The 22,744-nt window shown below is 41.1% G+C and carries 18 protein-coding genes and 1 CRISPR repeat array; of the genes, 10 read left to right on the plus strand and 8 right to left on the minus strand.

Features of this window, described 5'->3' with window-relative positions:
• Positions 1-61: 61 nt before the first annotated feature.
• Entirely contained in the window at positions 62-295 is a 234-nt protein-coding gene (locus H6G79_RS21805; RefSeq protein WP_190591901.1) for a hypothetical protein, read from the plus strand.
• Here H6G79_RS21805 and H6G79_RS21810 read toward each other — a convergent pair.
• Complete coding sequence (locus tag H6G79_RS21810; RefSeq protein ID WP_190591902.1) at positions 282-605, minus strand: thioredoxin family protein; 324 nt, start codon at positions 603-605, stop codon at positions 282-284. The genes H6G79_RS21805 and H6G79_RS21810 overlap by 14 nt on opposite strands.
• Positions 606-2,380: 1,775 nt before the next feature.
• On the opposite strand from H6G79_RS21810, the gene moaA reads away from it, so the two are divergent.
• A complete protein-coding gene (gene moaA / locus H6G79_RS21815; protein WP_190591904.1) occupies positions 2,381-3,367 on the plus strand; it encodes a GTP 3',8-cyclase MoaA in 987 nt (328 codons plus the stop codon).
• 78 nt (positions 3,368-3,445) lie between these two features.
• Here moaA and rpsD read toward each other — a convergent pair whose 3' ends face one another.
• Positions 3,446-4,054 carry a 30S ribosomal protein S4 gene (rpsD, locus tag H6G79_RS21820; protein ID WP_190591905.1) on the minus strand — a complete coding sequence of 203 codons (609 nt, stop codon included), beginning with the start codon at positions 4,052-4,054 and terminating at the stop codon, positions 3,446-3,448.
• A 282-nt stretch (positions 4,055-4,336) separates the two neighbouring features.
• Between rpsD and H6G79_RS21825 the strand changes: the two genes are divergently transcribed.
• The 3 genes from H6G79_RS21825 to H6G79_RS21835 all read left to right on the plus strand — a co-directional run bounded on the left by H6G79_RS21825 (position 4,337) and on the right by H6G79_RS21835 (position 6,674).
• Entirely contained in the window at positions 4,337-4,909 is a 573-nt protein-coding gene (locus tag H6G79_RS21825; RefSeq protein WP_313933934.1) for a hypothetical protein, read from the plus strand.
• Positions 4,910-5,367: 458 nt separating this feature from the next.
• Positions 5,368-6,024: a DUF2301 domain-containing membrane protein gene (locus H6G79_RS21830; protein ID WP_190591907.1), complete on the plus strand. Its 657-nt coding sequence runs from the start codon at positions 5,368-5,370 to the stop codon at positions 6,022-6,024.
• A complete protein-coding gene (locus tag H6G79_RS21835) occupies positions 6,024-6,674 on the plus strand; it encodes an ElyC/SanA/YdcF family protein (RefSeq protein ID WP_190591908.1) in 651 nt (216 codons plus the stop codon). The genes H6G79_RS21830 and H6G79_RS21835 overlap by 1 nt, the downstream gene beginning before the upstream one ends.
• A gap of 220 nt (positions 6,675-6,894) precedes the next feature.
• On the opposite strand, the gene H6G79_RS21840 is transcribed toward H6G79_RS21835, so the two are convergent.
• On the minus strand, positions 6,895-7,614 hold the full coding sequence (locus H6G79_RS21840) for a class I SAM-dependent methyltransferase (RefSeq protein ID WP_190591909.1): 720 nt from the start codon (positions 7,612-7,614) through the stop codon (positions 6,895-6,897).
• A gap of 339 nt (positions 7,615-7,953) precedes the next feature.
• Here H6G79_RS21840 and H6G79_RS21845 point away from each other — a divergent pair, with 339 nt between their 5' ends.
• Complete coding sequence (locus H6G79_RS21845; RefSeq protein WP_190591910.1) at positions 7,954-9,345, plus strand: 1-acyl-sn-glycerol-3-phosphate acyltransferase; 1,392 nt, start codon at positions 7,954-7,956, stop codon at positions 9,343-9,345.
• Between the two features lie 285 nt (positions 9,346-9,630).
• A CRISPR array of direct repeats spans positions 9,631-11,037; the repeat unit is 37 nt; unit sequence ATTGCAATTCAAACTAATCCCTATTAGGGATTGAAAC.
• A gap of 114 nt (positions 11,038-11,151) precedes the next feature.
• Here H6G79_RS21845 and holB read toward each other — a convergent pair.
• A complete protein-coding gene (holB, locus tag H6G79_RS21850; protein WP_190591911.1) occupies positions 11,152-12,114 on the minus strand; it encodes a DNA polymerase III subunit delta' in 963 nt (320 codons plus the stop codon).
• A gap of 413 nt (positions 12,115-12,527) precedes the next feature.
• Entirely contained in the window at positions 12,528-13,640 is a 1,113-nt protein-coding gene (locus H6G79_RS21855) for a D-alanine--D-alanine ligase family protein (RefSeq protein ID WP_190591912.1), read from the minus strand.
• A 193-nt stretch (positions 13,641-13,833) separates the two neighbouring features.
• Between H6G79_RS21855 and H6G79_RS21860 the strand changes: the two genes are divergently transcribed.
• Positions 13,834-14,682 carry a lysophospholipid acyltransferase family protein gene (locus tag H6G79_RS21860; protein WP_190591913.1) on the plus strand — a complete coding sequence of 283 codons (849 nt, stop codon included), beginning with the start codon at positions 13,834-13,836 and terminating at the stop codon, positions 14,680-14,682.
• 18 nt (positions 14,683-14,700) lie between these two features.
• On the opposite strand, the gene H6G79_RS21865 is transcribed toward H6G79_RS21860, so the two are convergent.
• Both H6G79_RS21865 and H6G79_RS21870 read right to left on the minus strand, forming a co-directional pair.
• On the minus strand, positions 14,701-15,468 hold the full coding sequence (locus H6G79_RS21865; RefSeq protein WP_190591914.1) for an RNA ligase family protein: 768 nt from the start codon (positions 15,466-15,468) through the stop codon (positions 14,701-14,703).
• Between the two features lie 61 nt (positions 15,469-15,529).
• Positions 15,530-16,552: an AraC family transcriptional regulator gene (locus tag H6G79_RS21870; RefSeq protein WP_190591915.1), complete on the minus strand. Its 1,023-nt coding sequence runs from the start codon at positions 16,550-16,552 to the stop codon at positions 15,530-15,532.
• Positions 16,553-16,870: 318 nt separating this feature from the next.
• On the opposite strand from H6G79_RS21870, the gene H6G79_RS21875 reads away from it, so the two are divergent.
• Positions 16,871-17,437 carry a cupin domain-containing protein gene (locus H6G79_RS21875; protein ID WP_242048510.1) on the plus strand — a complete coding sequence of 189 codons (567 nt, stop codon included), beginning with the start codon at positions 16,871-16,873 and terminating at the stop codon, positions 17,435-17,437.
• Positions 17,438-17,697: 260 nt separating this feature from the next.
• On the opposite strand, the gene H6G79_RS21880 is transcribed toward H6G79_RS21875, so the two are convergent.
• Entirely contained in the window at positions 17,698-21,018 is a 3,321-nt protein-coding gene (locus H6G79_RS21880; protein WP_190591916.1) for a hybrid sensor histidine kinase/response regulator, read from the minus strand.
• A 639-nt stretch (positions 21,019-21,657) separates the two neighbouring features.
• Between H6G79_RS21880 and H6G79_RS21885 the strand changes: the two genes are divergently transcribed.
• The gene (locus tag H6G79_RS21885; RefSeq protein ID WP_190591917.1) at positions 21,658-22,239 is read left to right on the plus strand and encodes a KaiA family protein; all 582 of its coding nucleotides are present in this window, start codon (positions 21,658-21,660) and stop codon (positions 22,237-22,239) included.
• 102 nt (positions 22,240-22,341) lie between these two features.
• On the plus strand, positions 22,342-22,668 hold the full coding sequence (kaiB, locus tag H6G79_RS21890) for a circadian clock protein KaiB (RefSeq protein WP_062294773.1): 327 nt from the start codon (positions 22,342-22,344) through the stop codon (positions 22,666-22,668).
• Positions 22,669-22,744 lie beyond the last annotated feature (76 nt).

Genomic DNA, 22,744 nt, shown 5'->3' on the forward strand with positions numbered 1-22,744 from the left:
GGGAGTAGTGAGTAGTGAAAAATCCCCACTCCCTACTCCCTACTCTCTACTCCCCCATCTTATGAGCATCACAATTACAGGTACTATTGAACGTCGAGATATTGGTATGGGCGCTTGGGCTTTAGTCTCAGGTGACGGCATGACTTATGAAATTCTCAAAGGCGCTGATAAAAGCTTGCTCAAAGCTGGGCAGCAAGCTAAAGTCACAGGACAAGTGCGTGAAGATATCATGACAGCAGCAATGATTGGCCCAGTCTTAGAAGTAAAATCTTTTGAAATCCTTAATTCTCATTAGCAGTAGGATTTAAAACTGCTTGCAGACGAGTTCTAAACTCCCCTTTGGGGTGTCCGCCTTTGACTTCACCAATAATCTGAAATTCTCCCTCTGGCGCATCACAAATAATATAAGTAGGCCAGCCCATTTCTGATTTATCGGGATACTGGGTGAGCAAAATTTTCCGATATTTGCGATAAGTGGCTGTATCTTGCATTTTCACATCAATAAACTGCAAACCCAATTCTTCGGCTACTTTTTGGTCATAAAAAGCCATTTTATGGCAAATGCCGCAGTCTTCAGACGAAAATTTAATTACAGATAAACTCATATAATTTTGCGCCTCCCTGAAAATAGGCAATACATCGTATCATACTTATTCAAAGTAAGCATCTTACTAAAGGATGAGCGCCCAGGATAGCGCAATTAATGAAAATTAAAGTCCGAAATTGAGAGTTTTATCCAAAAAAAATAATTTTCAGGAAATACTCATAGTGTGGAAAAGCTGTTGACTAGGCGACGGAATTTAGCCAAAACCTAAGCTATGACTTTGTTCCAGATGGGGCAATGAACTCAAAAAAATTAATTTTTTAGCAATCTGTAATCTGGTTTTGACAAATCAGTAGAAATCTGACTATAAACTATGATAGGATGTACAAACTTACGATTCTCATCCAGGGTAGCTTCTGCAAAGCAACTGAGCGATCGCAAAAATATTTCCACAATCCATCTCCTACTTGTGAATAGTAGAAGGTAAATAAGTGAGTTTTATCTTAATAAACACTAAAAGTGTTTGATAAACTCTATCGGTGGCATGATAACTGCGAAGATTCAGATGGAAGTTAAGTCAATAAATGCTGACACTGATAGTCAAAAAACACTATTTGCACTAGTATATTGTCTGAAACTTACGCTAGAATATACGCCTAAGCAACTACCAACAAAAGACAATAATTGTCTCAACAATCGCCAAGTAAGTGTTAGTTAATCCAGGGAGTTAGATATCAGGGTACATCTACCAATTAATTGTTCCAAGGTCTAGCAAAGTCTTCCGGAACAATTACCATAAAGGTTTTTGGGTGCTTCAAAAGTAAAAATATAGTTGTATCTACCAAGCAGGAAAGTTAGTTATCTTAGTACAACTACCAATAATCTGTTTCCAGGATTTAGAAGTATGTTCCGGATAAAAATTCCAAAAATCAGTATGCTGCTAAAACAGCATAAAAAAATCTACCAGTTATGGCCAGTGCATAGGGGAGTTAGTTATTAGGGCGCGTCGATTGATAATATATTTATTCGAGAATTTATCAATATCTTCCGAATAAATATGCAATAATCATGGTTGCTATTTACCAAATATCAAAAAATCTCCCAGTAATGTCAGATAACTAGGAGATTTATTTATCAGGGTGCATTTATAAAAATTATTTAGTTCGAGATTTAATTAACATCTTCCGCAGAAAGCATATATAATTACTTTACTTCTGCTGAGATGTTGCTAGTAAAAAAATCCTCCCAGCCAGTGTTAGCCAACTAGGGGAGAAGTTATCAGGGTGCATCTACCAATTAATTGTTCTGTTCTCAAACTGCATCTCCCGGAACAATTTTGCACAACAAGCATCATCTACCAAAAAAAATCCCCCAGCCAGTGTTAGCCAGCTAGGGAGAAAGTTATCAGGGTGCATCTACCAATTAATTGTTCTGTTTTCAAATCGCATCTCCCGGAACAATTTTGCACAACAAGCATCATTTACCAAAAAAAATCCCCCAGTCAGTGTCAGCCAACTAGGGGAGAAGTTATCAGGGTGCATCTACCAATTAATTGTTCTGTTCTCAAACTGCATCTCCCGGAATAATTTTGCACAACAAGCATCATCTACCAAAAAAAATCCCCCAGCCAGTGTTAGCCAACTAGGGGAGAGTTTGAAAGCTTGAATGCAAGGGATAGTAAGACTTTTCCTCCTGCCTTCTGCTATATTCGGTTAAATATACTAAAATCTGAGGGCGCAAGTCTTTGCGTCTTTATTCATCTTGCACTCTTATGCTTGATAGCTATGAAAGTCAGATGGGCAATGCGGAAAATACAATAGAAATAAATTCCTTAAAATGAACCAGGTAGACTATCTCCGCATTAGTTTAATCGATCGCTGTAATTTTCGCTGTCAATACTGTATGCCGGAGGGTGCAGAACTAGAATATGCTCTCAAGCAACAACTACTCTCTGACGCGGAACTACTGACTTTGATTCAAGAGGTGTTTATCCCTGTCGGTTTTACGCAATTTCGTTTAACTGGGGGCGAACCTCTACTGCGTCCTGGTGTAGTAGATTTAGTTAAAGCGATCGCATCATTCAGGGAAACTAAAGACTTATCCATGACAACTAATGGGTTTTTACTTGCACCCATCGCCAAAAATCTTTATGAAGCTGGCTTACGCCGAATAAATATTAGTTTAGATTCCCTTGATCCTGATATCTTTGATCAAATTATCGGCAATCATGGACGTTCTCGCTGGCAACAAGTCTGGGATGGTATTCAAGCCGCCTACAAAGTGGGGTTCAACCCTCTGAAGCTGAATGTAGTGGTGATCCCCGGTGTTAATGACCACGAAATTCTCGATTTAGCTGCCCTCACCATTGACAAACAGTGGCACGTCCGGTTTATTGAATTTATGCCGATTGGTAATTGGCAATTATTTGGCGATCGCGGTTGGGTATCTTCTGCGGATTTACGCCAACGCATTCGCAAACAATGGGGATTGACAGAATCACAAGTCCGTGGTAGCGGGCCTGCGGATGTTTTTCAAATTCCGGGAGCGAAAGGCACGCTAGGATTTATTAGTCAGATGTCAGAATGTTTTTGCGATCGTTGTAACCGGATGCGACTCAGCGCCGATGGTTGGTTACGTCCCTGCTTATTAAATGAAACTGGTCAATTAGATTTAAAAACTGCCCTGCGTTCTGGTGTCAGCATCCACGAGTTACGAGAACAGGTGAGACACTTATTAGCCATCAAGCCAGAAATTAACTTTAAAGGCCGCGACTCTGGTACTACAGGCACATACAGCCGTACTATGTCGCAAATTGGCGGATAAAACTTTGTTGAGTAATGAGTTCTGAGATTTGAGGCTGTTTAATTACTCAGCACTCAGCACTCAGCACTCAGCACTTCCTTATGCTTGTCGTGAATAGTATTCCACAACCAGCAGTTCGTTAACTTGTAAAGCCACCCACTCGCGTTCGATGACACCGTTAACTTTGCCAACTAACTTGTTCTTATCAAATTCCAAGTGGCTGGGAAGGTTAGCCAAACCGGGATATTGCAAGTTAGTTTCTACCAACTTCCGTGATTGTGCTGTATCACGAACCGCAATTACCTCACCAGGACGGCACTGATAGCTGGGAATATTAACTACACGACCATTGATTGTGACATGACCGTGATTTACCAGCTGACGCGCTGCTGGAATTGTGGGAGCCATACCCAAGCGGAAAACGGTATTATCTAAGCGCATTTCTAGCAGTTGCAATAACACCTGCCCGGTAGAACCAGTAACACGTCTGGCTTTACGGACATAGCGTAGCAGTTGCTTTTCTGTTAGACCGTAGTTACAACGGAGTTTTTGCTTTTCTTCGAGACGGACAGCATATTCAGAACGCTTTTTGCGGTTCTGACCATGTTGACCGGGCGGATAGGCGCGTCTTGCGCTTTTACGAGTTAATCCTGGTAATTCGCCTAAGCGACGTACAATTCTGAGGCGTGGCCCTCTGTATCGGGACATGAGTTTCCTTAATTTAATCCTGTTTAAACTTTACCCAGACATACTATTATAAATATCTGTAAATGAAAAATGCCAAAAATCCGAAATTTAATCATCAAAAATTTATAAATATCCGAATTTATAGCGGTCGAAGCATAATCTCAGCTTATGTTTGCGGCTGAAGCTCTAAAAAATACTAAGAACTCAGCACTCAGCAATTTGCCATGACAACAGAATTGAGAATGTCAAGCAGAGTTGGCTTACATTTGAGTTAGCATAACTGAGGGTTTTGGAACAATGGCAATGGAAACACAAAAAGCGAGTAAAGCGAGAAAGCCTCAAGATCAGTCTATTTCTGGGATACTCAACACCAAAAGTATGCGCTGGACTACACCTGTTTTGGCTATAGCAGGACTGTTGATCTCTAGTCTTCCCAGCCCAGCACTGATCATATTTTCCGATGACCATGAAAGTTACCGTGCATGTGCGGCGCAACTTTTAAAAGCAGGTGTCACCCAAGCAGCCGCAGCCCAAGGTTGTGCGACAGCCATACGTCCCAGAGATTTATCTGCTTGTGTAGCAACCATTAAACAAAGAACAAAAATTAGCCCAACTGATGCGCTGGCTTACTGTTCCAGGGCGCGTCGTCCTAAAGAATTAGCCAGTTGTGTGGTTGGTGTCAGTCTCAATACCAAAGAAGAAATTAACTCAGCCGTTTTAAATTATTGTGGTCGTAGTTTATTACCTATCACTTTTGCTGACTGTGTGGTTGGTTTGCGTCGGGAAATTCCTTTAACACCAATGCAGGCGTTAGATACTTGTATTGACGCTAGTGAAACTGCTAACGGGCTAACTCTTTCTCCTACAACACCCTGAGAGGTGATTCATAGGGTAAAAATAAAAATTATCGTATTGGCGTGGCAAGGCTAAAGTAGTGCATTAGATTGGAAAAATTAACCGCAAATGTGGACGCGCAAGCGGCTTGCCGTAGGCTACGCGGATGAAATAGGTTTTTTAATGCAACATTTAAGGCTAGACACGCCAGTAGGATATTAGGACTTACGCATCAAAATGAAAAACCAAGGGTTGTGGCGAGGGTGTAGGGGTTCAGGGGTATACTGATTCAAAATCCTTACACCCCAAACCCTTTCACCCTTACACCCAATCTCCACAGATAATCTTTGTGCGTAAGTCCTGGATATTATGCAGAGGTAATTGATATTAATTTTTAAACTACATAAATTGAATTTACACAACAGATAACACAGTGCGATCGCTCTCAGTAAGACTTTTGTTAAGATGTCTTTGTCTTAGTTTAAATATTTTTGCTGACTATGACTACGCAAACTGTATCTCCATCACCAGTTTATCAAGGGCAATTTGGGGAATTTACGATTGATCAAAGCGATCGCACTGGTGTAATTATCTATCGTACTGCGTTAATGGTAGCGGCACTCAGCTTTGCTGTGGGGACTGTTTTGGCATTGTTTTACAATAATCCGACTACCATCCAAGCAATTACCCCTTTATATACCTGTTTTAGTTTAGCTCTCGGTGTGAGTTTGTTGACCATTCATATTTACATGGTTTTGCTGCACCGAGTTTTACAAGTTTTTTGGTTAATTGGGAGTATTTCTGCATTTATTTTTGCTCATTTTGACAGTCAACCTTTTGCATTGACTGTCTACACAAACCCATTGACTATTTTAGGTATAGGTTTTACCTTCGCAGCCTTAACAGGCATTTATTTTAAAGAAGCTTTCTGTTTTAATCGTCTGGAAACAAAGGTGTTAACTTTCACAGTTCCCTTGCTGTTATTAGGACATTTAGTCGGGATTTTACCAATTCAAGTAGAACAAATTTTGTTAGGAATTTGGGCAACTTTATTTTTAGTTTTTGCTTTGCGAAAAACTGTACAAGCAATTCCCGCCGATATTGGGGATAAATCTGTATTTGCTTATTTAAAAGCCCAAGGTTCAGCTAAGGTTTAATGTGGTTAATCAAACGTCAAGAAATTTGGACTCTTACAGCGCAGGGATGGGCGTTATTTCTGATTGTTTTGGCGGGTAATCTATTTTTTGTAATTCAGAATATACACTCATTTCTCGCCGTAAATTCTCCCATTAAATCAGCAGATACACTCGTTATTGATGGCTGGATATGTGATTATGCTTTAGAACAAGCAGCCGGAGAATTTAAAAGTGGTTCTTATCGCCAAATTATTACCATTGGCTCAAAAGTAGAACAAGGATTTTATCTGGCGGAATATCAGAATTTTGCCGAAATTGCAGCTTTGACATTAGCTAAATTGGGTGTTCCGCAAGATAAATTGATTATTGTACCTACGCCTAGTGTGACTAAAAATAGAACTAATGCTTCGGCGGTGGCATTATGGCAGTATATATCAGAGAAAAATTTACCAATTGAGTCAATTAATTTGTTGACAATTGATGCTCATGGGCGGAGAAGTTGGTTGATATTTAGTAATATATTTGCTCCCAAAATTCCAGTCGGAATTATCTCGGCTAAAACAAAAAACTATGATCCGCAAAAATGGTGGAGTTCTAGCGAAGGTGTGCGGGTAGTGATTAGTGAAGCGATCGCATACATTTATGCTAAGTTGATAAGCTGGAAGTTGTAAGAAGGGACAAGGGAGACACGGGGGACACGGGGGACACGGGAGACACGGGGGACGCGGGAGACAAGGGAGACACGGGAGACAAGGGGGACACGGGAGACACTGAAGCAATCTTTCTACCTTGTCTACCCCCTCTACCTTGTCTCCCCCCTCTCAGCACGTACACTTCGACTTCTCCTGACGGAGACGCTGCGCGAACGCTCAGTGTACGTGACTCAGCACTTTAAAACTTTACTTTATATAATTCAAATAATTCGCCTGATTGCTGTGCAACTAGTTTACCCCCGGTGGCTTTGATGATTTTTTCCCACTCAGCTAGAGGTTCTAAAAATACTTCTGCACCTAAATAAGTTTCTAACACCGCCCAGTCTTCCGCTAGAGGTTGTTGGGGGTTGAGAACATCAAAGACAAAATGCCCCCCAGATTTTAAAACTCGTTGAACTTCTCCTAAAACAATATTCCAGTATTCCAGGGGATAATAGCAACTAAAGCCGGTGGCGATCGCTAAATCAAATTGATTTAAGGCATAATTTAAACGGTGCGCTCCACCCAACTCTACACCTTTGAATAGTTTGGAGTTTAGCTGAGAACCGCGAGAATTAAGCGTATCTCGTGCGATGTTACTAATTTCTTGGCCATAGAAAAATGCCTGCCAATCACGCCAAGGATAAATCAAAAAACTGACACCACAACCAATATCTAAACAATGTTGATTTTTCTGCGGTTGAGCAATTTCCCAAAACGGAGAAACAGCCCTCCCTGCTAAAATACCCGCTTGCCATTCTTGGTATATTGGCAAAGCTTGTACTTCTGCTGGTAATTCAAAAGTTTGGTTTTGATATTGGCGGTTGAAGCGATAAGCTACTTGATTAGTTCTTTCTTGCCATTTATCTGAGTGGGGACTGCTGTTGAATGGAAAACTGGGAGACGGTTTTTTAGACATAAGGCTTCACGGCTGTTGAGTGTGAGTTCTGGGTTGGGGTTCGTAAAGATTGGCGAGATACGAAAAATCAAGGTTTTGAGGAAGGGTATAGGTGTGTATGTGTTCAAAAGTCTTATCCCCCTATACCCTTACACCCATTCTTAACAGAGAATAGTAGGTTGGGTGTAGCGATAGCGTAACTCAATAAGGTCTTGGAAATGTTGGGTTCCGTTCCTCCACCCAACCTACACCTGTTGAGTGTGAGTCTAGGTTGGGGTTGGTAAAGATTTATGCGATCGCCCAAGACACAACCTAAAGTCCATATTGTACAATCGCAACAAATATCATCTGGAGAACAGCTTGCCTAAATCAATCCACTCCACTCAACCACCACTAAAATTTATTCCCCAAAATTTTAACCCGCTAATACTCCAGATGATGCGGTGGTGCTTGCCATTTATCTTGCGGTTTCGGACTCGACCTTGGTTAACGGCTGGTGTGGTTAAAATCGAAGCGGAGAATGCAGAGATATTAGCCGAACTTTATCAACAATTCCAAGCCGGCAAAATCCGCTTTTTGATAGCATTTCGTCACCCAGAAGTCGAAGATCCCTTATGTATGTTGTATCTGCTGTCACGCTTGGTTCCCAAAGCAGCACGTCAGCATCATATTAACTTACAAGAACCGATTCATAGTCACTTTATTTATGAACGAGGAATGACTTTATGGGCGGGAAACTGGCTGGGTTGGTTATTTTCTCGTGTGGGTGGTGTTCCTGTGCGGCGGGGGAAACGAGTTGACAGGCTGGCTATTCAAACAGCACGAGATTTATTTGCGAATGGGAAAATACCGATCGCTGTTGCACCAGAAGGTGGTACAAATGGTCATAGTGGCATCGTTAGTCCGTTAGAACCGGGTGTAGCGCAATTAGGCTTTTGGTGTGTGGAAGACTTGCAAAAAAGCGATCGCCCTGAAACAGTATTTATAGTACCAGTTGCTATTCAATATCGTTACGTCCAGCCACCTTGGGCAAAAATAAACTGGTTATTAAGTAAATTAGAAGCAGATAGCGGTTTAACAGTCCAGTCAATTTCGCCGTCACAAATTGACAACCCGTCCGAAATTTATCATCAACGCATTTGTCGTCTGGGTGAACATCTCATCACCGAAATGGAAGAATTTTATCGCCGCTTTTATCATCAAGACTTACCCCAAATTCCAAATCAACCATTTATTACTCGACTGCATCGTTTATTAGATACTGGTTTAAAAATTGCCGAACAATATTTTGATGTTCCCGCCCAGGGAAACTTTATTGATAGGTGTCGGCGTTTAGAAGAAGCTGGTTGGAATTATATTTATCGAGACGACATTCCTGATATTAATAGCCTACCACCCTTGAAACGCGGGCTGGCTGATTGGATTGCCGAAGAAGCCGACTTACGAATGCAGCACATGAGAATAGTCGAAAGTTTTGTCGCCATTACCGAAAACTATCTCAAAGAACAACCGACTAGCGATCGCTTCGCTGAGACTGCATTATTAATGTATGATATGCTGACGCGGATTCAAAACTCCACATTACCAGGAAGACCGCGTTTAGGTTTGCGCCAAGTAAAAATTACCGTCGGTGAACCAATTTCTGTTACCGAACGCTGGGAAAAGTCCCAAAACAACCGTCAAGCAGCCAGACAAGCAGCCAGTAATTTAACCAAAGACTTGCAAACAGCATTAGAAAATTTGATTAACTAGTACAACAAGGCAAAAGGAAAAAGGCAAAAGTTAAAAGTAAGAACTGAATTTCCCCAAATGCGCGAATGGATAGGTGTAAAAAATTAGGGTTTCACCAAAATGGCTGTATTCCTTTCAGCATCAGGTTTTGCCGAAAAAAATAAATTAAAATCATCCGCGCACCTTATACAGTATAGGTTTCAGAGATTCAGTGTCAATCAATTGACATTATCGGGTGTTATAATCAACCCATCCGCGAAACTGAACCTTGAAAACTTCATAGCACAAGACTTTCTGCCTCCCGCTATTGCAATTCAAACTAATCCCTATTAGGGATTGAAACCTTTATATGTTTCAAATGGTGACATATATGTAGGATTGCAATTCAAACTAATCCCTATTAGGGATTGAAACCTTATATTAAAGAAAATGTATCTTATAAATTTGATATTGCAATTCAAACTAATCCCTATTAGGGATTGAAACAAGTAAAAAATCACGTAAGGCATCACTAAATAGAAATTGCAATTCAAACTAATCCCTATTAGGGATTGAAACTCGATTGACTCTGCTGTTTAAATCTTCTGATTCATTGCAATTCAAACTAATCCCTATTAGGGATTGAAACCACTGTGCAAGCGTTCGCATTGGGCCAGTGCAGAATTGCAATTCAAACTAATCCCTATTAGGGATTGAAACTCGCGCCGTGTTTTTTGGCGGCGACTCTAAATGGATTGCAATTCAAACTAATCCCTATTAGGGATTGAAACGCAAGGAAACTAAACATATCGATTAGAACGGTCGAATTGCAATTCAAACTAATCCCTATTAGGGATTGAAACCATTACCTTTTAAAATAGAATCCTTGCCGCGAGATTATTGCAATTCAAACTAATCCCTATTAGGGATTGAAACTTGCCGTAAATATCCTCATTGGATAATATCTGAGAAGATTGCAATTCAAACTAATCCCTATTAGGGATTGAAACCATCCACACTGGGGATGCGTAAGCCTGCCACAAATTGCAATTCAAACTAATCCCTATTAGGGATTGAAACAGACCAGTATACGTTACTTGGTTGCAAGGGATTATTGCAATTCAAACTAATCCCTATTAGGGATTGAAACAGTGATCGTAGGCACATCAGTAGGCAGGGAATCGTATTTGGATTGCAATTCAAACTAATCCCTATTAGGGATTGAAACATTGGGAATCTGATAATGAATGGCGTATACCAAATTGCAATTCAAACTAATCCCTATTAGGGATTGAAACGACTACCGCTATGGTTCACTAGGCGGGAAAGATTGCAATTCAAACTAATCCCTATTAGGGATTGAAACGTTTTACCCAGACAACAATATCATCCCAGTGGCGTATTGCAATTCAAACTAATCCCTATTAGGGATTGAAACATTTCTTCCAGATACTTGACGAGTTTCTGCTTGGATTGCAATTCAAACTAATCCCTATTAGGGATTGAAACGTGCTGCGCGGTTGATTTGGACTCAAACCGCGACCCCTATTGCAATTCAAACTAATCCCTATTAGGGATTGAAACATCAACTTATCGTACTGGCGCTGGGCTTCAGTCAACAACTGAATTGCAATTCAAACTAATCCCTATTAGGGATTGAAACATAACAAAACCTGTACTATCCTCTAGACAGTAAAATTGCAATTCAAACTAATCCCTATTAGGGATTGAAACTTTATTCACAGTTATAGCAATTTGAAAGAAGAATGCGACAGATATAAATCAGAAAAGTCTTACTGGAGCTAAATTTCTTAATGGCGAATTGCGAATTACGAATTGGTATTACTTCTATACATTGCATTGTTGATGTACAGATAATAAAGTACATTCCCAAACTAAACGCGGTTGGGCGTAAACTAAAAGTGCCTTGCGTGCCTGTTCTAGCTGATTAATAACTCCTGGTTGATGCCACTTTTGCCAATAAGAATGTTGTAGGTAATCAATTAACCATAGTTGTGATTCTGTATCTAAATCTTTGTCAATTGTTTTAGCTAGTTCTAAAGCATGGCGGGCAGATTTTGGGGCGGCGGTGAGGTGTGAGAGTAACTCAGAGGGGATAACTTGTAATTGTTCATAACAAGCGATCGCATTTCCCGGACTGCCAGCCGCTATACTCAACACAGCCGGATGTTGCAAAATTTCTTGATGATTTGTTTGCTGCAATACTTGACTTAACGCTGCACTGTCCAAGCAATAAAAAGGAATCTTTTGACAGCGCGAAACCAACGTTGGCAAAACCGACTCAGGCGTAGGTGTAATTAAAATAATCGTTGCTTGTCCTGGTTCTTCTAAAGTTTTTAATAACGCATTCGCGGCTGGTTCCGCCATTGTTTGCGCTTCTTCTAACACCACCACATTTCTTGGTGCTTCTAAAGCCGGACGACTGAGAAACTGTGTAATTTCCCGAATTTGTTCTAATCGAATTAAAGGCGGTGCTTTGCGCTTAAGTTTTTTTTCTGCTGCTTCGGCGGCTGTTAATCTTTGCCCTTGATATTGATATGTTGGCTGTACCCATAACAAATCAGGATGATTCCCTTGACGCACCCGATTCTGCACCGATGCAACCAAATGTGTGTCAACAGTACTAGAAAATAATAACTCGACAAAACACCGAGCCGCTAAACTTCTGCCTACACCCTCTGTCCCAGCAAACAAATAAGCAGGTGCAACTCGATTTTGTCTCACAGCCTCAGTCAATAATTCTATGGCTTGCTGTTGTCCAACAAGTTGTGCAAATGGATTGTTAGTCATGAGTTTTAAGCCCCTCTTCCCGTCAGCTACGGTGTACACACCAGTCGAAAATACCCAGTATGAAACGCATCTCGCCTAGAACTAAAGTTCCAGGCTTATAGCCAAAGTCCACTTAAGTGGACTGTCAGATATTTTTATTCGAGTCCTCTTGAGAGGACTTGCGCTATGAGACTCGGAATTTATTCCGAGGCGGGACAGATGCACCACACTAAAGTTCCAGGCTTATAGCCAAAGTCCACTTAAGTGGACTGGCAGAAATTTGAGTCTTCTTCAGAGGACTTGCGCTATGAGACTCGGAATTTATTCCAAGGCGGGACAGATGCACCGAACAAAAGTTGTGTGTACACCATAGCTCTGCATCAAAGAGAGGTTAATCAAACTCACTTTCAATGACGGTAAAATTCCCCATTAATTCACTCCGCACTTGCAGGCGAATGTCTTTCTAAAGCTAGTTGTACTAATCTATCTACCAATTCGGGAAAAGCTACGCCGCTATGAGACCAAAGTTGAGGATACATACTAGTAGCAGTAAAACCCGGTAAGGTATTAATTTCGTTGATTAAGATTTCCCCGGTTGCTTCTACATAGAAAAAATCTACCCTGGCTAACCCTGCTGCATCAACCGCCGCAAAAGCTTGTAATGCCATATCTTGAATTTTACGGCTGATATCATCTGGCAGTCGTGCGGGAATGACTAAATCGGCTCTACCTTCGGTGTATTTAGTTTCGTAATCGTAAAAATCGCTATCAAAGGTAATTTCACCAATAACTGAGGCTTGGGGTTGGTCGTTGCCTAATACAGCACATTCTACTTCTCTAGCGACTACTCCAGCTTCTACAATGATACGGCGATCGTAACTGGCGGCTTGGTCGAGTGCAGTTTCTAATTCTGAGCGCGATCGCACTTTGGCAATACCTACCGATGAACCCAAGTTAGCAGGTTTGACAAAACAAGGATAGCCCAATGTGGCTTCTATTTCATCGCAAAGTTTCGGGAAAATACAAGGATTTGACCAAATTTGCGCTCTGGTTAAGGTTTTATATTTAACTTGCGGTAATCCGGCTTGCTCAAATGCCATTTTCATCGCAATCTTATCCATCCCCAGCGCCGAACCTAACACCCCAGAACCCACAAAGGGAACTTGCATCAATGTCAATAAACCTTGAATTGTGCCGTCTTCCCCGTTGGGGCCGTGAAGAATGGGAAACCACACATCCACTTCTGCAACTTGGGAAGGAGATTGCCAACGTTCCAGGGTTTGAGTTTGAGAATTGGTGAGTTGGCTTTGTTCTGAGTTTGGGGAATTTGCCGATTCTAGTAAAGGCTTACCAGAACCTAATACTTGTTGTGGCGCGTCCCCAGCTAACCAACGTCCATCTTTTTGAATGTAGAAAGGCAAGATTTCGTACTTATTAGCATTTTGTTCTGCACTTAAGGCTTTAGCGATCGCTCTTGCTGAACTAATCGACACTTCATGTTCGCCAGAACGTCCGCCAAATAACAATCCCACCCTGAGCTTAGTCATTTTCTGTACCTCTACACTCCTATCGCAGATAGCGTATCATACCCTGTCGAAGTTGCTTCCCTATTTCCTGTTACCCGTCCCCTTTAAAAATATTCTGCAATTAAAGATGAGCTAAAATCACTCCATATTTAGGTATGTTTGTCTTACAACCATAAACTGGTCAGACTTTTATAAATACTGTTAAGATTTTTGAATGTTACAAAAGCGACATACCTTGGAAAAAAAACTCGGTTGGTCTTTGGATGAGCGAGATCCACAGTTCATCAAATCAATGATGCCTTTATTGGGCTTTCTCTACCGTTACTATTTTCGGGTGCAAACAAGCGGTTGGCATCACATCTCACCACAGCAAAAAGTCCTGTTTGTTGGTTCTCATAACGGCGGACTCTCAGCCCCCGATATGTTGATGATGATGTACGACTGGTTTGAGCGTTTTGGTGTGGAACAACCAATATATGGTTTAATGCACCCCAGAGTTTGGGAGGTGACACCACCAATGGCGCAACTGGCTGCCAAAATGGGAGCTATAATAGCTCATCCTAAAATGGCATACTCAGCTTTGCGTTCTGGTGCAAGTGTGTTGGTTTATCCCGGTGGCGCAGAGGATGTGTTTCGACCCCATTATTTAAGAAATAAAATTTATTTTGCAGGCAGACAAGGATTTATTAAACTGGCGCTACGGGAAAATGTACCGATTGTACCAGTGATTTCGGCGGGAGCGCATGACACCTTGATTGTCTTGGCAGATATATATAAAATTCTCAACCAATTTCATGAATGGGGAATGCCTTGGTTATTGGATATTGATCCGGTGGTGTTTCCCATTTACTTGGGTTGGCCTTGGGGATTAGCAATTGGCCCACTACCAAATATTCCATTCCCTGTATCGATTCATACACAAGTTTGTCCGCCGATTATCTTTGAACGCTATGGTCGGGAAGCCGCAAGCGATCGCAATTACGTTGATGAATGCTACGAATTGGTTGTGAGTAAAATGCAGTATCAATTAGATCAGCTTGTCTTGCTCACCGAAAAATCTTGATTAAGTATATTATTTCCATCAATTGCGGCGTTTAGTATGACGTTCGTAATCTTCAAAACGCAATTTAGCGATCGCACCCCGCGAAATAGTTCTTGCTACAATACCTTCGGCTCTACCCTTTGCACCTACATCTAAGGCTACATTGGTTTTAGGTAAAATTGTCAAAAGAAACTCATGTGCTTCCTCGATGCTAGTTGGTAAAGCTGTAACTTTTGCCAGTCTTGGCGTGAGTTCAAGTCTGTAATCTTTCGCTGTTTTGTTCAGTTGTGCTTCATCTAAAAACAGTTGACCTCCATTGTCTCGCCACGCCGACAGTTGCTTAGTAGACTTGGTAAATAATGTATCCATTTCTGTGAGAACAGCAACATCAAATAGCCGCCAGCCAACTCTTTGTTCGGCAGTATATTGTTTACTCGCAGAGGTAATCTTACCACCGTACAATTCCAGATAAACCACAGTGATACAATCCTGAGATGGCGGTAAAGAATCAGCAACATCTTTGAGTGAGTTGACAATTCCCAGCGCAGGATTACCAATCAAGTCCCCTTTGGCAAATAACAGCTCTTCTCGACTGCCTAAAACAAAGTTACCATCAGGTAGCAAAATTATCCGCGAGTTTGTGCCATCGACTTTTTCTGTCAAAATTACTTCACCATCAAAAATGACGGTTTCTTCCAACAATGCGCCTTTGTCTCCCAGTGTGTGATAAGTCGGAATGCTGGGATATTTAGTCATAGAGTTGAGTTTATCGAGGTCACAACTCCGTAATGAAAAATCGTCACTCATATAATGCTTGTATTATACAAAATACAATTGTAATATATCTGTTAGGCGATCGCACTTCATCTCAACAATAGGATAAGCGATAATTTCTCGGAGTTTGCCCTGTCCATTTTTTAAAAGCACGGTTAAAGGCACTCGGTTCCGAAAAACCTAGTAAAAATGCCACATCTTGAATTGGTGTAGCGGGATTTTTTAAATGTCGTAGGGCTAATTCTTTGCGAGTATTATCTAAAAGTTCTTGATAAGATGTGCCTTCAGTTTGTAATTCTCGCTGCAACTGACGAACACTAACAGCTAAACTCCGCGCTACAGTTTCTAGAGTCGGGAGATTGGCTTTGAGTTGTTGTAAAATCTCCTGTACAACTCTTCGCGTGTAATTATCTTCTTGGTTCATCGCATCGAGCATTGTTTGGGCGTGTTGTTCAAACATCGAAAGTAAGTTGGAGTTAGCTGATAATACTGCCCAATTCAAGCAATTAGCATCAAAGATAATGCGATTTGTTGGCATAGAAAAGTGTAAGCCTGTTTGAAATATGCGTTCATATTCCGCAGTCTCAGCAGGACGTGGATACTGAAACCAAACTGTATGCAGGTAAAGTTGTTTTCCTGTTAAGAATTTTGTGGCGGTTAACAGTGATGTAAAAGTACTTTCAATGGCATATTGCGGCTGTTCTAACAAGTAATTTTTTAAATCTTGTACAATGTCGCAGTCACAAAATACCAAACCATCAGCAACCGTAAAATGAATATATGCTCCCTGGCTGAATAGACGTGTGTAGCGAGAAAATTTTTCTAAAGCTTCTCCAAAGGTATGACAGTTGACGAGTACATAACCCAGAATCCCAAAAGTTGCCAAATTAAAGGCTTCACCTAGATGTAAAGCAAAGTTTTCATCACCAGTACGCTTGATAACCTCTCGCCATAAAGCACTGTGCAAGCTTCCTGTAATTTGCTGGTCTGGCATTTTCAGCAAAATCGGGTCAATTCCTACATCTTTACACAAGCTATCTGCATCAATTCCATATTTCGCGGCGGCAAACTGCACAATACCTCGCGTGAGGTAAACAGAAAAAGTTGCTTCCTTCATGGGTGTAGGAGGTGACAGGGGACAGGTGACAGAGTTGGAATTTTTATGATGTCTGAAAAGTATTGGCTGTTGGTACAGCAATTGTCTGTGGGGATGAAAGGGTATGGGGTGAAAGGGTTTTGAATACTTACACCCTTATACCCTCATACCCCTGTACCCTTTACTAAAACCTTATTTTTTCGTTTTTTTGCGTAAGTCTTACAGATAACAAAAATGGCGCGATTGGTCAATTTCTTGGCGGGACTTGTCAATTCAGAATTGGGGAGAAAATTTATTGTTGAAGTGTAGTCAAACCGCACCACACAAGGAGTTATACACATGAATACATCAATGTTAACTACACAACAACAGCCAGAAGTAATTGTAAATCCTGTGACTGGCGATCGCATGACTATCTTAGAAACGGGTGCAGGGTATAGCAAAATTCGCTTTGATTTACCGCCAAAAGCTAAAGGTAGTCCACTACACTACCACACCAAAATGAGCGAAACCTTTACCGTTCTCCAGGGTTGTCTAGAAATGGAGTTTGGACACAAGGGAAATCGCCGGACGCTGTATGCTGGAGAAAGTCTGCACGTTCCCGCAGGTGTGCATCACAGTTTCCATAATCCTTCTGATGATTGGGTGGCGTTTACCAGTGAAAATAAACCTGCGGCTGGATTTGAGCAGTTTATCCGGTCAATGTATGGTTTAGCAATTGATGGCAAAGTGAACCACGAAGGAATGCCGACTAATTTACTGTACTTTGCCTTATTGCTGAAAAAAGCTGATATAGTTCTCGTCGGTATTCCGCGAGTAGTGCAAACACTTTTGGTTGGTGTGTTGGTACGCCTTGGTGATTTGATCAGCGTCGAGCGATCGCTTGTGAAATACTGGCATAAATGAAGCGTGGATTAATGGTAGAGGAATTACTGATACAAATCACTTCCTCTCGCCGAGCGATTTGTACTGAGCGTAGTCGAGGTAATACCAATTTGAAAAATGATTGCGACAAATGGGTTACTGAAAAGCTCACCAGTAAGCAATTTCCCAATCCAAAATCCAAAATATAAAATCCAAAATGGTATAAGTTGAGGCGCTGCTTGCATACATATATAATATTTGACGTGAAATGGTATCCAATGTAGAGCTTCTGTCAGTTCAAGCTAACTTTTTGCTTGTTGATGTTGTAGTAAAGCCTGATTAATATGATGCAGTAAATCTTCCATTGAGATGGAACGAGGTAAGATTTCTGTAGCGATCGCTCTGAGAGATTGATCTACATGATCTCGGTTGCTATGTTTGTTCTGCTTGATTTCTGCTGGAAAATTCCCTGGCTCACGCTGAGAACGTTGATCAAGTACTAAAATCGGTGGTAAATTTACCGTCACAAATTTTAATGCTTTCAATGCTTTTAAGACATCCTGGTGAATTGGCGCTTCTCCCAAGCAAATGAGCAATAAGTCAACGCTATTGTGGCGAATTTGTTGGTTAACTTCTGCCCAACAGCGCCCAATAGCTGCTTTTAAACCTGCTGTTTGCAGATACTGAATTAAAGCTTGAAACCATTCTGAGCCTCTTTCGCTCGTCACATGATTAGTAGCAGCATTTTTCAAGGTGCGATCGTGTCTCACCTGTTTCCGCCTGATCTGGGGTAAATCATGGAGTGTGGTCAAATCCACGACTAAAATACTTGGTGGACAGCAAATACCAGAGGCAATTTGTAATACTGACAACAACGGATCAAGTTTGTCTAAGCGACTGTGATTGTTTTTGCCAAAAGGTGTTAAGCAGGGAAATACAGACAGTCCAGGTATCTGGGAAGCTGCCAAGCTAGTAGCCACATCACAAGTCACCAACGGCAGAGCGACTAAACGCGGGTGCTGTGTTAATTGTTGTAAATAACTTTGGGCTAAGGAACCTTCTATATCTAATAAGATGACATCAAATTGCCACACCCTAGCCAAGAGTTCTGCTTGATCTAAGTTATCCACTTCTATGACCCGATGCTCACGCAATGAGGGGTGGGGGTTAATCGATGTTAATTCTGGATCAACCAATCTCAAAATTCGTAATGGTTGATTATTGGTAGTTGTGGGAGTTCTCCCAACCTCGGAAGTGGGAATTGAGGGTTTAGCACACAACTTGTCTAGCAGGGGTGCTAAAGCTTGATTTTCTATGGGTAAGCTTAAAAAACCTTCTGCTTGATTGGCAAATGCTTGCTCTTTTTCTGCACCGGTGGCGGTAATAATGATGGGGATGTGTCTTGTGGCTAAGTCAGATTTGACCAATGTCAGCACATCCCACCCGGAAAGTAATGGTAATAAAGGATTTAAAAATATCGCTTGGGGTTGTAAGCGTCGGGCTTTTTCGACGGCTTCTGTGCCGGAACGGGCGATAATGACTCGATAACCCAAACCTTTGAGTTTTTCTGCCAAATCTTCTATATATCGAGCCACAGCTTCAACTATCAGCACTAATCTTTGAGAGCAACCAGGGAGATGTTGATTACTGTTACTTGGGGAAGTCACCGCCAGGGGAACTTTTTGGGTACCCAGATTTTGTTGGGTTCTATCTTCTTGATTGCTAATTTCTGGATCAGTAAAACCTGTGGTTGGGGGACTAGGGGGTAATAAGAGTGTAAATTGACTGCCTTTGCCTTCTTGAGACAAAAAGCTGACATCGCCGCCATGTAAGCGGGCTAAAGCTCTGGTTAATACCAGTCCCAAACCAGTTCCTTCAAATTGTCTGGTCAGGGGATTTTCCAGTTGTTGAAATTTCTGAAAAATTAAATGTTGCTGGTGTTCGGGGATACCTATGCCTGTATCCCAAATTGTAAAAGCAATCCAGCCTTCCCAACGACTGACGCGCAGACCAATTTCGCCAGATATTTCGGTGAATTTAAAAGCGTTAGACAACAAATGTACTAACATCTGGCGCAGGCGCAATTCATCCGCCACCATCTGTTCTAAGCCTTGTTCAATGGCTAAGGTAAATTTCGGTACTGGGGGGCTGATATGGGCTGGGTTACTGGGGACAGTTTTGCTGCTTTGAGTGTGGATGGCGGTGACTTCGGCCAGGGCGCGATCGCACACAGCCTGTACATTCACTGGTGCCAGAGTTAACTCCATCTGCCCAGTTTCCATCCGGGTCAAGTCTAAAATGTCGTTGACCACACTCATTAAATGACGACCGCTTTGATGAATTAGTCCGGCGTAGCGTGCTTGTCGTTCGTTTAATTCTCCTAATTGTTGGTCTACCAGTAACCGTGATAATCCTAAAACTGCCGTTAGGGGTGTTTTCAGTTCATGACTAATACAAGCTAAAAATTCATCTTTTAACCGATTCAATTGAATCAAGTCGGCATTTTTAGCGGCGAGTTCTTTACATAATTGTTGCTGTTCGGTGACATCAGTCCCTAAAACCAACCACAAATGATGATGATTTTCGGCGGCTACTTCTTCTAAAACTCGTAAATCTGGGCTATCTAAGGGGATTTTGGCAAATTGCCAGATGCGTTCTTGACCGTTTTGTTCTTCGACCACACAGGTGCAAGTCCCCATTTGGCTATCTAAAAAGCAGCGATTAAAAGCAGGTGAAGTTGTTGGTGATTGTGGGAGGAAATTGTTATGGGGTAAAGCTTCATGCTTCAATGCCCAAGTATGTTCTACGGAATTAAATTTGAATTGAGATAATGTGCCATCTTCACTATAGGGAACTTTCACCGCCGTTTGACTGACATATTCTGGTTGTTTGGCTGAAGCTGGCGACAGGATATGTGCGACTTGTCGCCGCACATCTTCGGGATCTTTTAAACCTCCCAACTGTTGCCACCAAGCTGGGTTTTGGGTGACGATTTCTCCTGTACTGGTTTGCAGCATCAATGGCCAAGGCAGTTGTTCGAGTAACTTGATCAGGGGTTTGTGGCGCAATGGCTGAAATGAATGAGTTTTGCGCGATCGCCAGTGAGTTTTGACTTTAGAACTGTTGGTGTCTGGGGTTTCTCTGGATACCTGACCAACTGAACTCAAGAAATTAGCGGCTGTTTTGCCTGCTTTTTCCTGGGCTAATAATCTTAATAAACGACTGCTATCTAACAAACCTAAAAATTTGCCTTCACCATCAACCAATGTGCAGTTCACATTGTGGCTAGATGGGGCGGAATAGTATCGCAAAAACTGTACAAATTGCTCAACGCGATCGCTGGCTGCGAATATTTGTAATGGCTCAAAAATGCTGTGCTTCCACAGGGTTAAGGGCTGTTGCAGTAAATCCAAATATTGTTCTTCTGGGGATTCGAGCAGCAGTTTTTGGCTTAACTGGACGGAGTTTAACAACCCTATTGGTTCTTGCAGTTGATTAACTACTACTAAGCGATCGCACTGTTCTTGCTCAAAAACTTCTAAAGCCGCTACTAACGTACTTGTTTCACCACATTTAGGTACGGTTGCTAGAAAGTTATAAAGCGGGTACTGTAGCATTGACATAAGGCTTTGGGGTTAATTCTTCCTCTAGCAGCGTTGAGCTTGAGCATTGGCGATCGGATAAATCATGTTCGCGCTGACAATAACATCCTCATCAACAAACTCATTTCCCCAATTCTTGTTTGAGCCTTAAGACCATTGCCGTGGTAAATTTAATTGTTCCAGCCCTGCCTTGCTGGTTGACTTTGCCTTTGCCACTTTATAACTTTGGGGAAATAACCTAAAAGTGTTTTACTAGTGTTGTCACGTTTGATCAAGAGTGACAGCTAAAACAATTATGGCTCTCAAGACTCGCTTTAGAACCTTGAGGAATTATAATGATTTAGAATGCAAGCCTACTTTAAGTTAGTTTAAGTATCCTATCAAGGGGTGAAATCAAAAAATCTACATTCTGATGGATATACATAATATGCGAATCTCAATCAACTAATGTACCCTCTATAACGAACACCTCATCTTCCTGCTTACTTGTTTTCTGTAGTCGTTGAGCCACTATAGAAATTGGTTTATCTAGAGCGGTAATTAAGAATTGACTAACAACTTAACTAAATTATTAGTCAGATTCTCTCAAGTTTCTCTCAAACTTTGTTCAACTTAACCAACTCTGGTTGGAGTGATTCAGCAAGATGTTTAAATATATAAATGCTACTACCTATACTATTTTTCCAACCAAATGTTAAAAAAATTTTAGATAACCTAGTTCAACTAGGTACAAAACCACCATTTAACCCAAGCCGTGAGTACTCTTTTGGGCATAGTTCCGCTCAATTTAGCACATCTGCTCTTGTGTCTGCCACCACAGCTAGACTTTACTCCTTACTAAATTGGTTGCCAGCGAATCTTAATCAAAATTTTATAGACAAATATTTTTACGTGTTTGCGTGCCAGCAGCAAAAACCACAACAGGTTTTTCAGCAAATGACTCAAGTGGATCAGCAGGTATTATTACAACAAATTAAATCTGATTATCGCCAGATTCTTATAGATTACTTTACTACAGACAAAACCTTGAAAGAAAAAATCGATAAATTCATCAGTACAGTATTTTGTGCTAATATTCCTGTGCCTCAAATCATCGAAATTCACATGGAACTCATTGACGAGTTTTCTAAACAGCTAAAATTAGAAGGAAGGAGTGATGAGACATTACTAGATTACCGTTTGACTCTCATAGATATCTTGGCTCACCTATGTGAAGCTTATAGATGTGCAATTTCTAAATAGGTCATTAAACATATCAGCAACAGTCATCAACACCAAAAACTATGTATTTCCCTAAAATCACTAAACTTAGATTTTAGTTTTTATGTTTAAGTTCATCTTTTTATGAATAAAGCCAGAAAAACTTATGTTCTCAAACTTTATGTCGCTGGGAACACCCCTAACTCAGTCCGGGCATTAAAAACACTAAAGAACATATTAGAGCAAGAATTCCAAGGTGTTTATGCACTCAAAGTCATCGATGTAATGAAAAATCCCCAACTAGCTGAAGAAGATAAAATCTTAGCGACACCAACATTATCAAAGATTTTGCCGCCCCCAGTGCGGAAAATTATTGGTGATCTTTCAGATCGAGAAAGAGTGTTAATTGGATTAGATTTATTGTATGAAGAACTAAGTGAAGAAGACTGGGAAGAATCCCAAAACCTTTAATCTAAATTTTTTTGCAGACAAATTAGTACCTTTAGTAAGAGAAAAACTGGGTTAAAAGCCCTATTTATGATCAGGC

This window comes from Anabaena sp. FACHB-83, from assembly GCF_014697485.1.
GTDB lineage: Bacteria > Cyanobacteriota > Cyanobacteriia > Cyanobacteriales > Nostocaceae > Nostoc_B.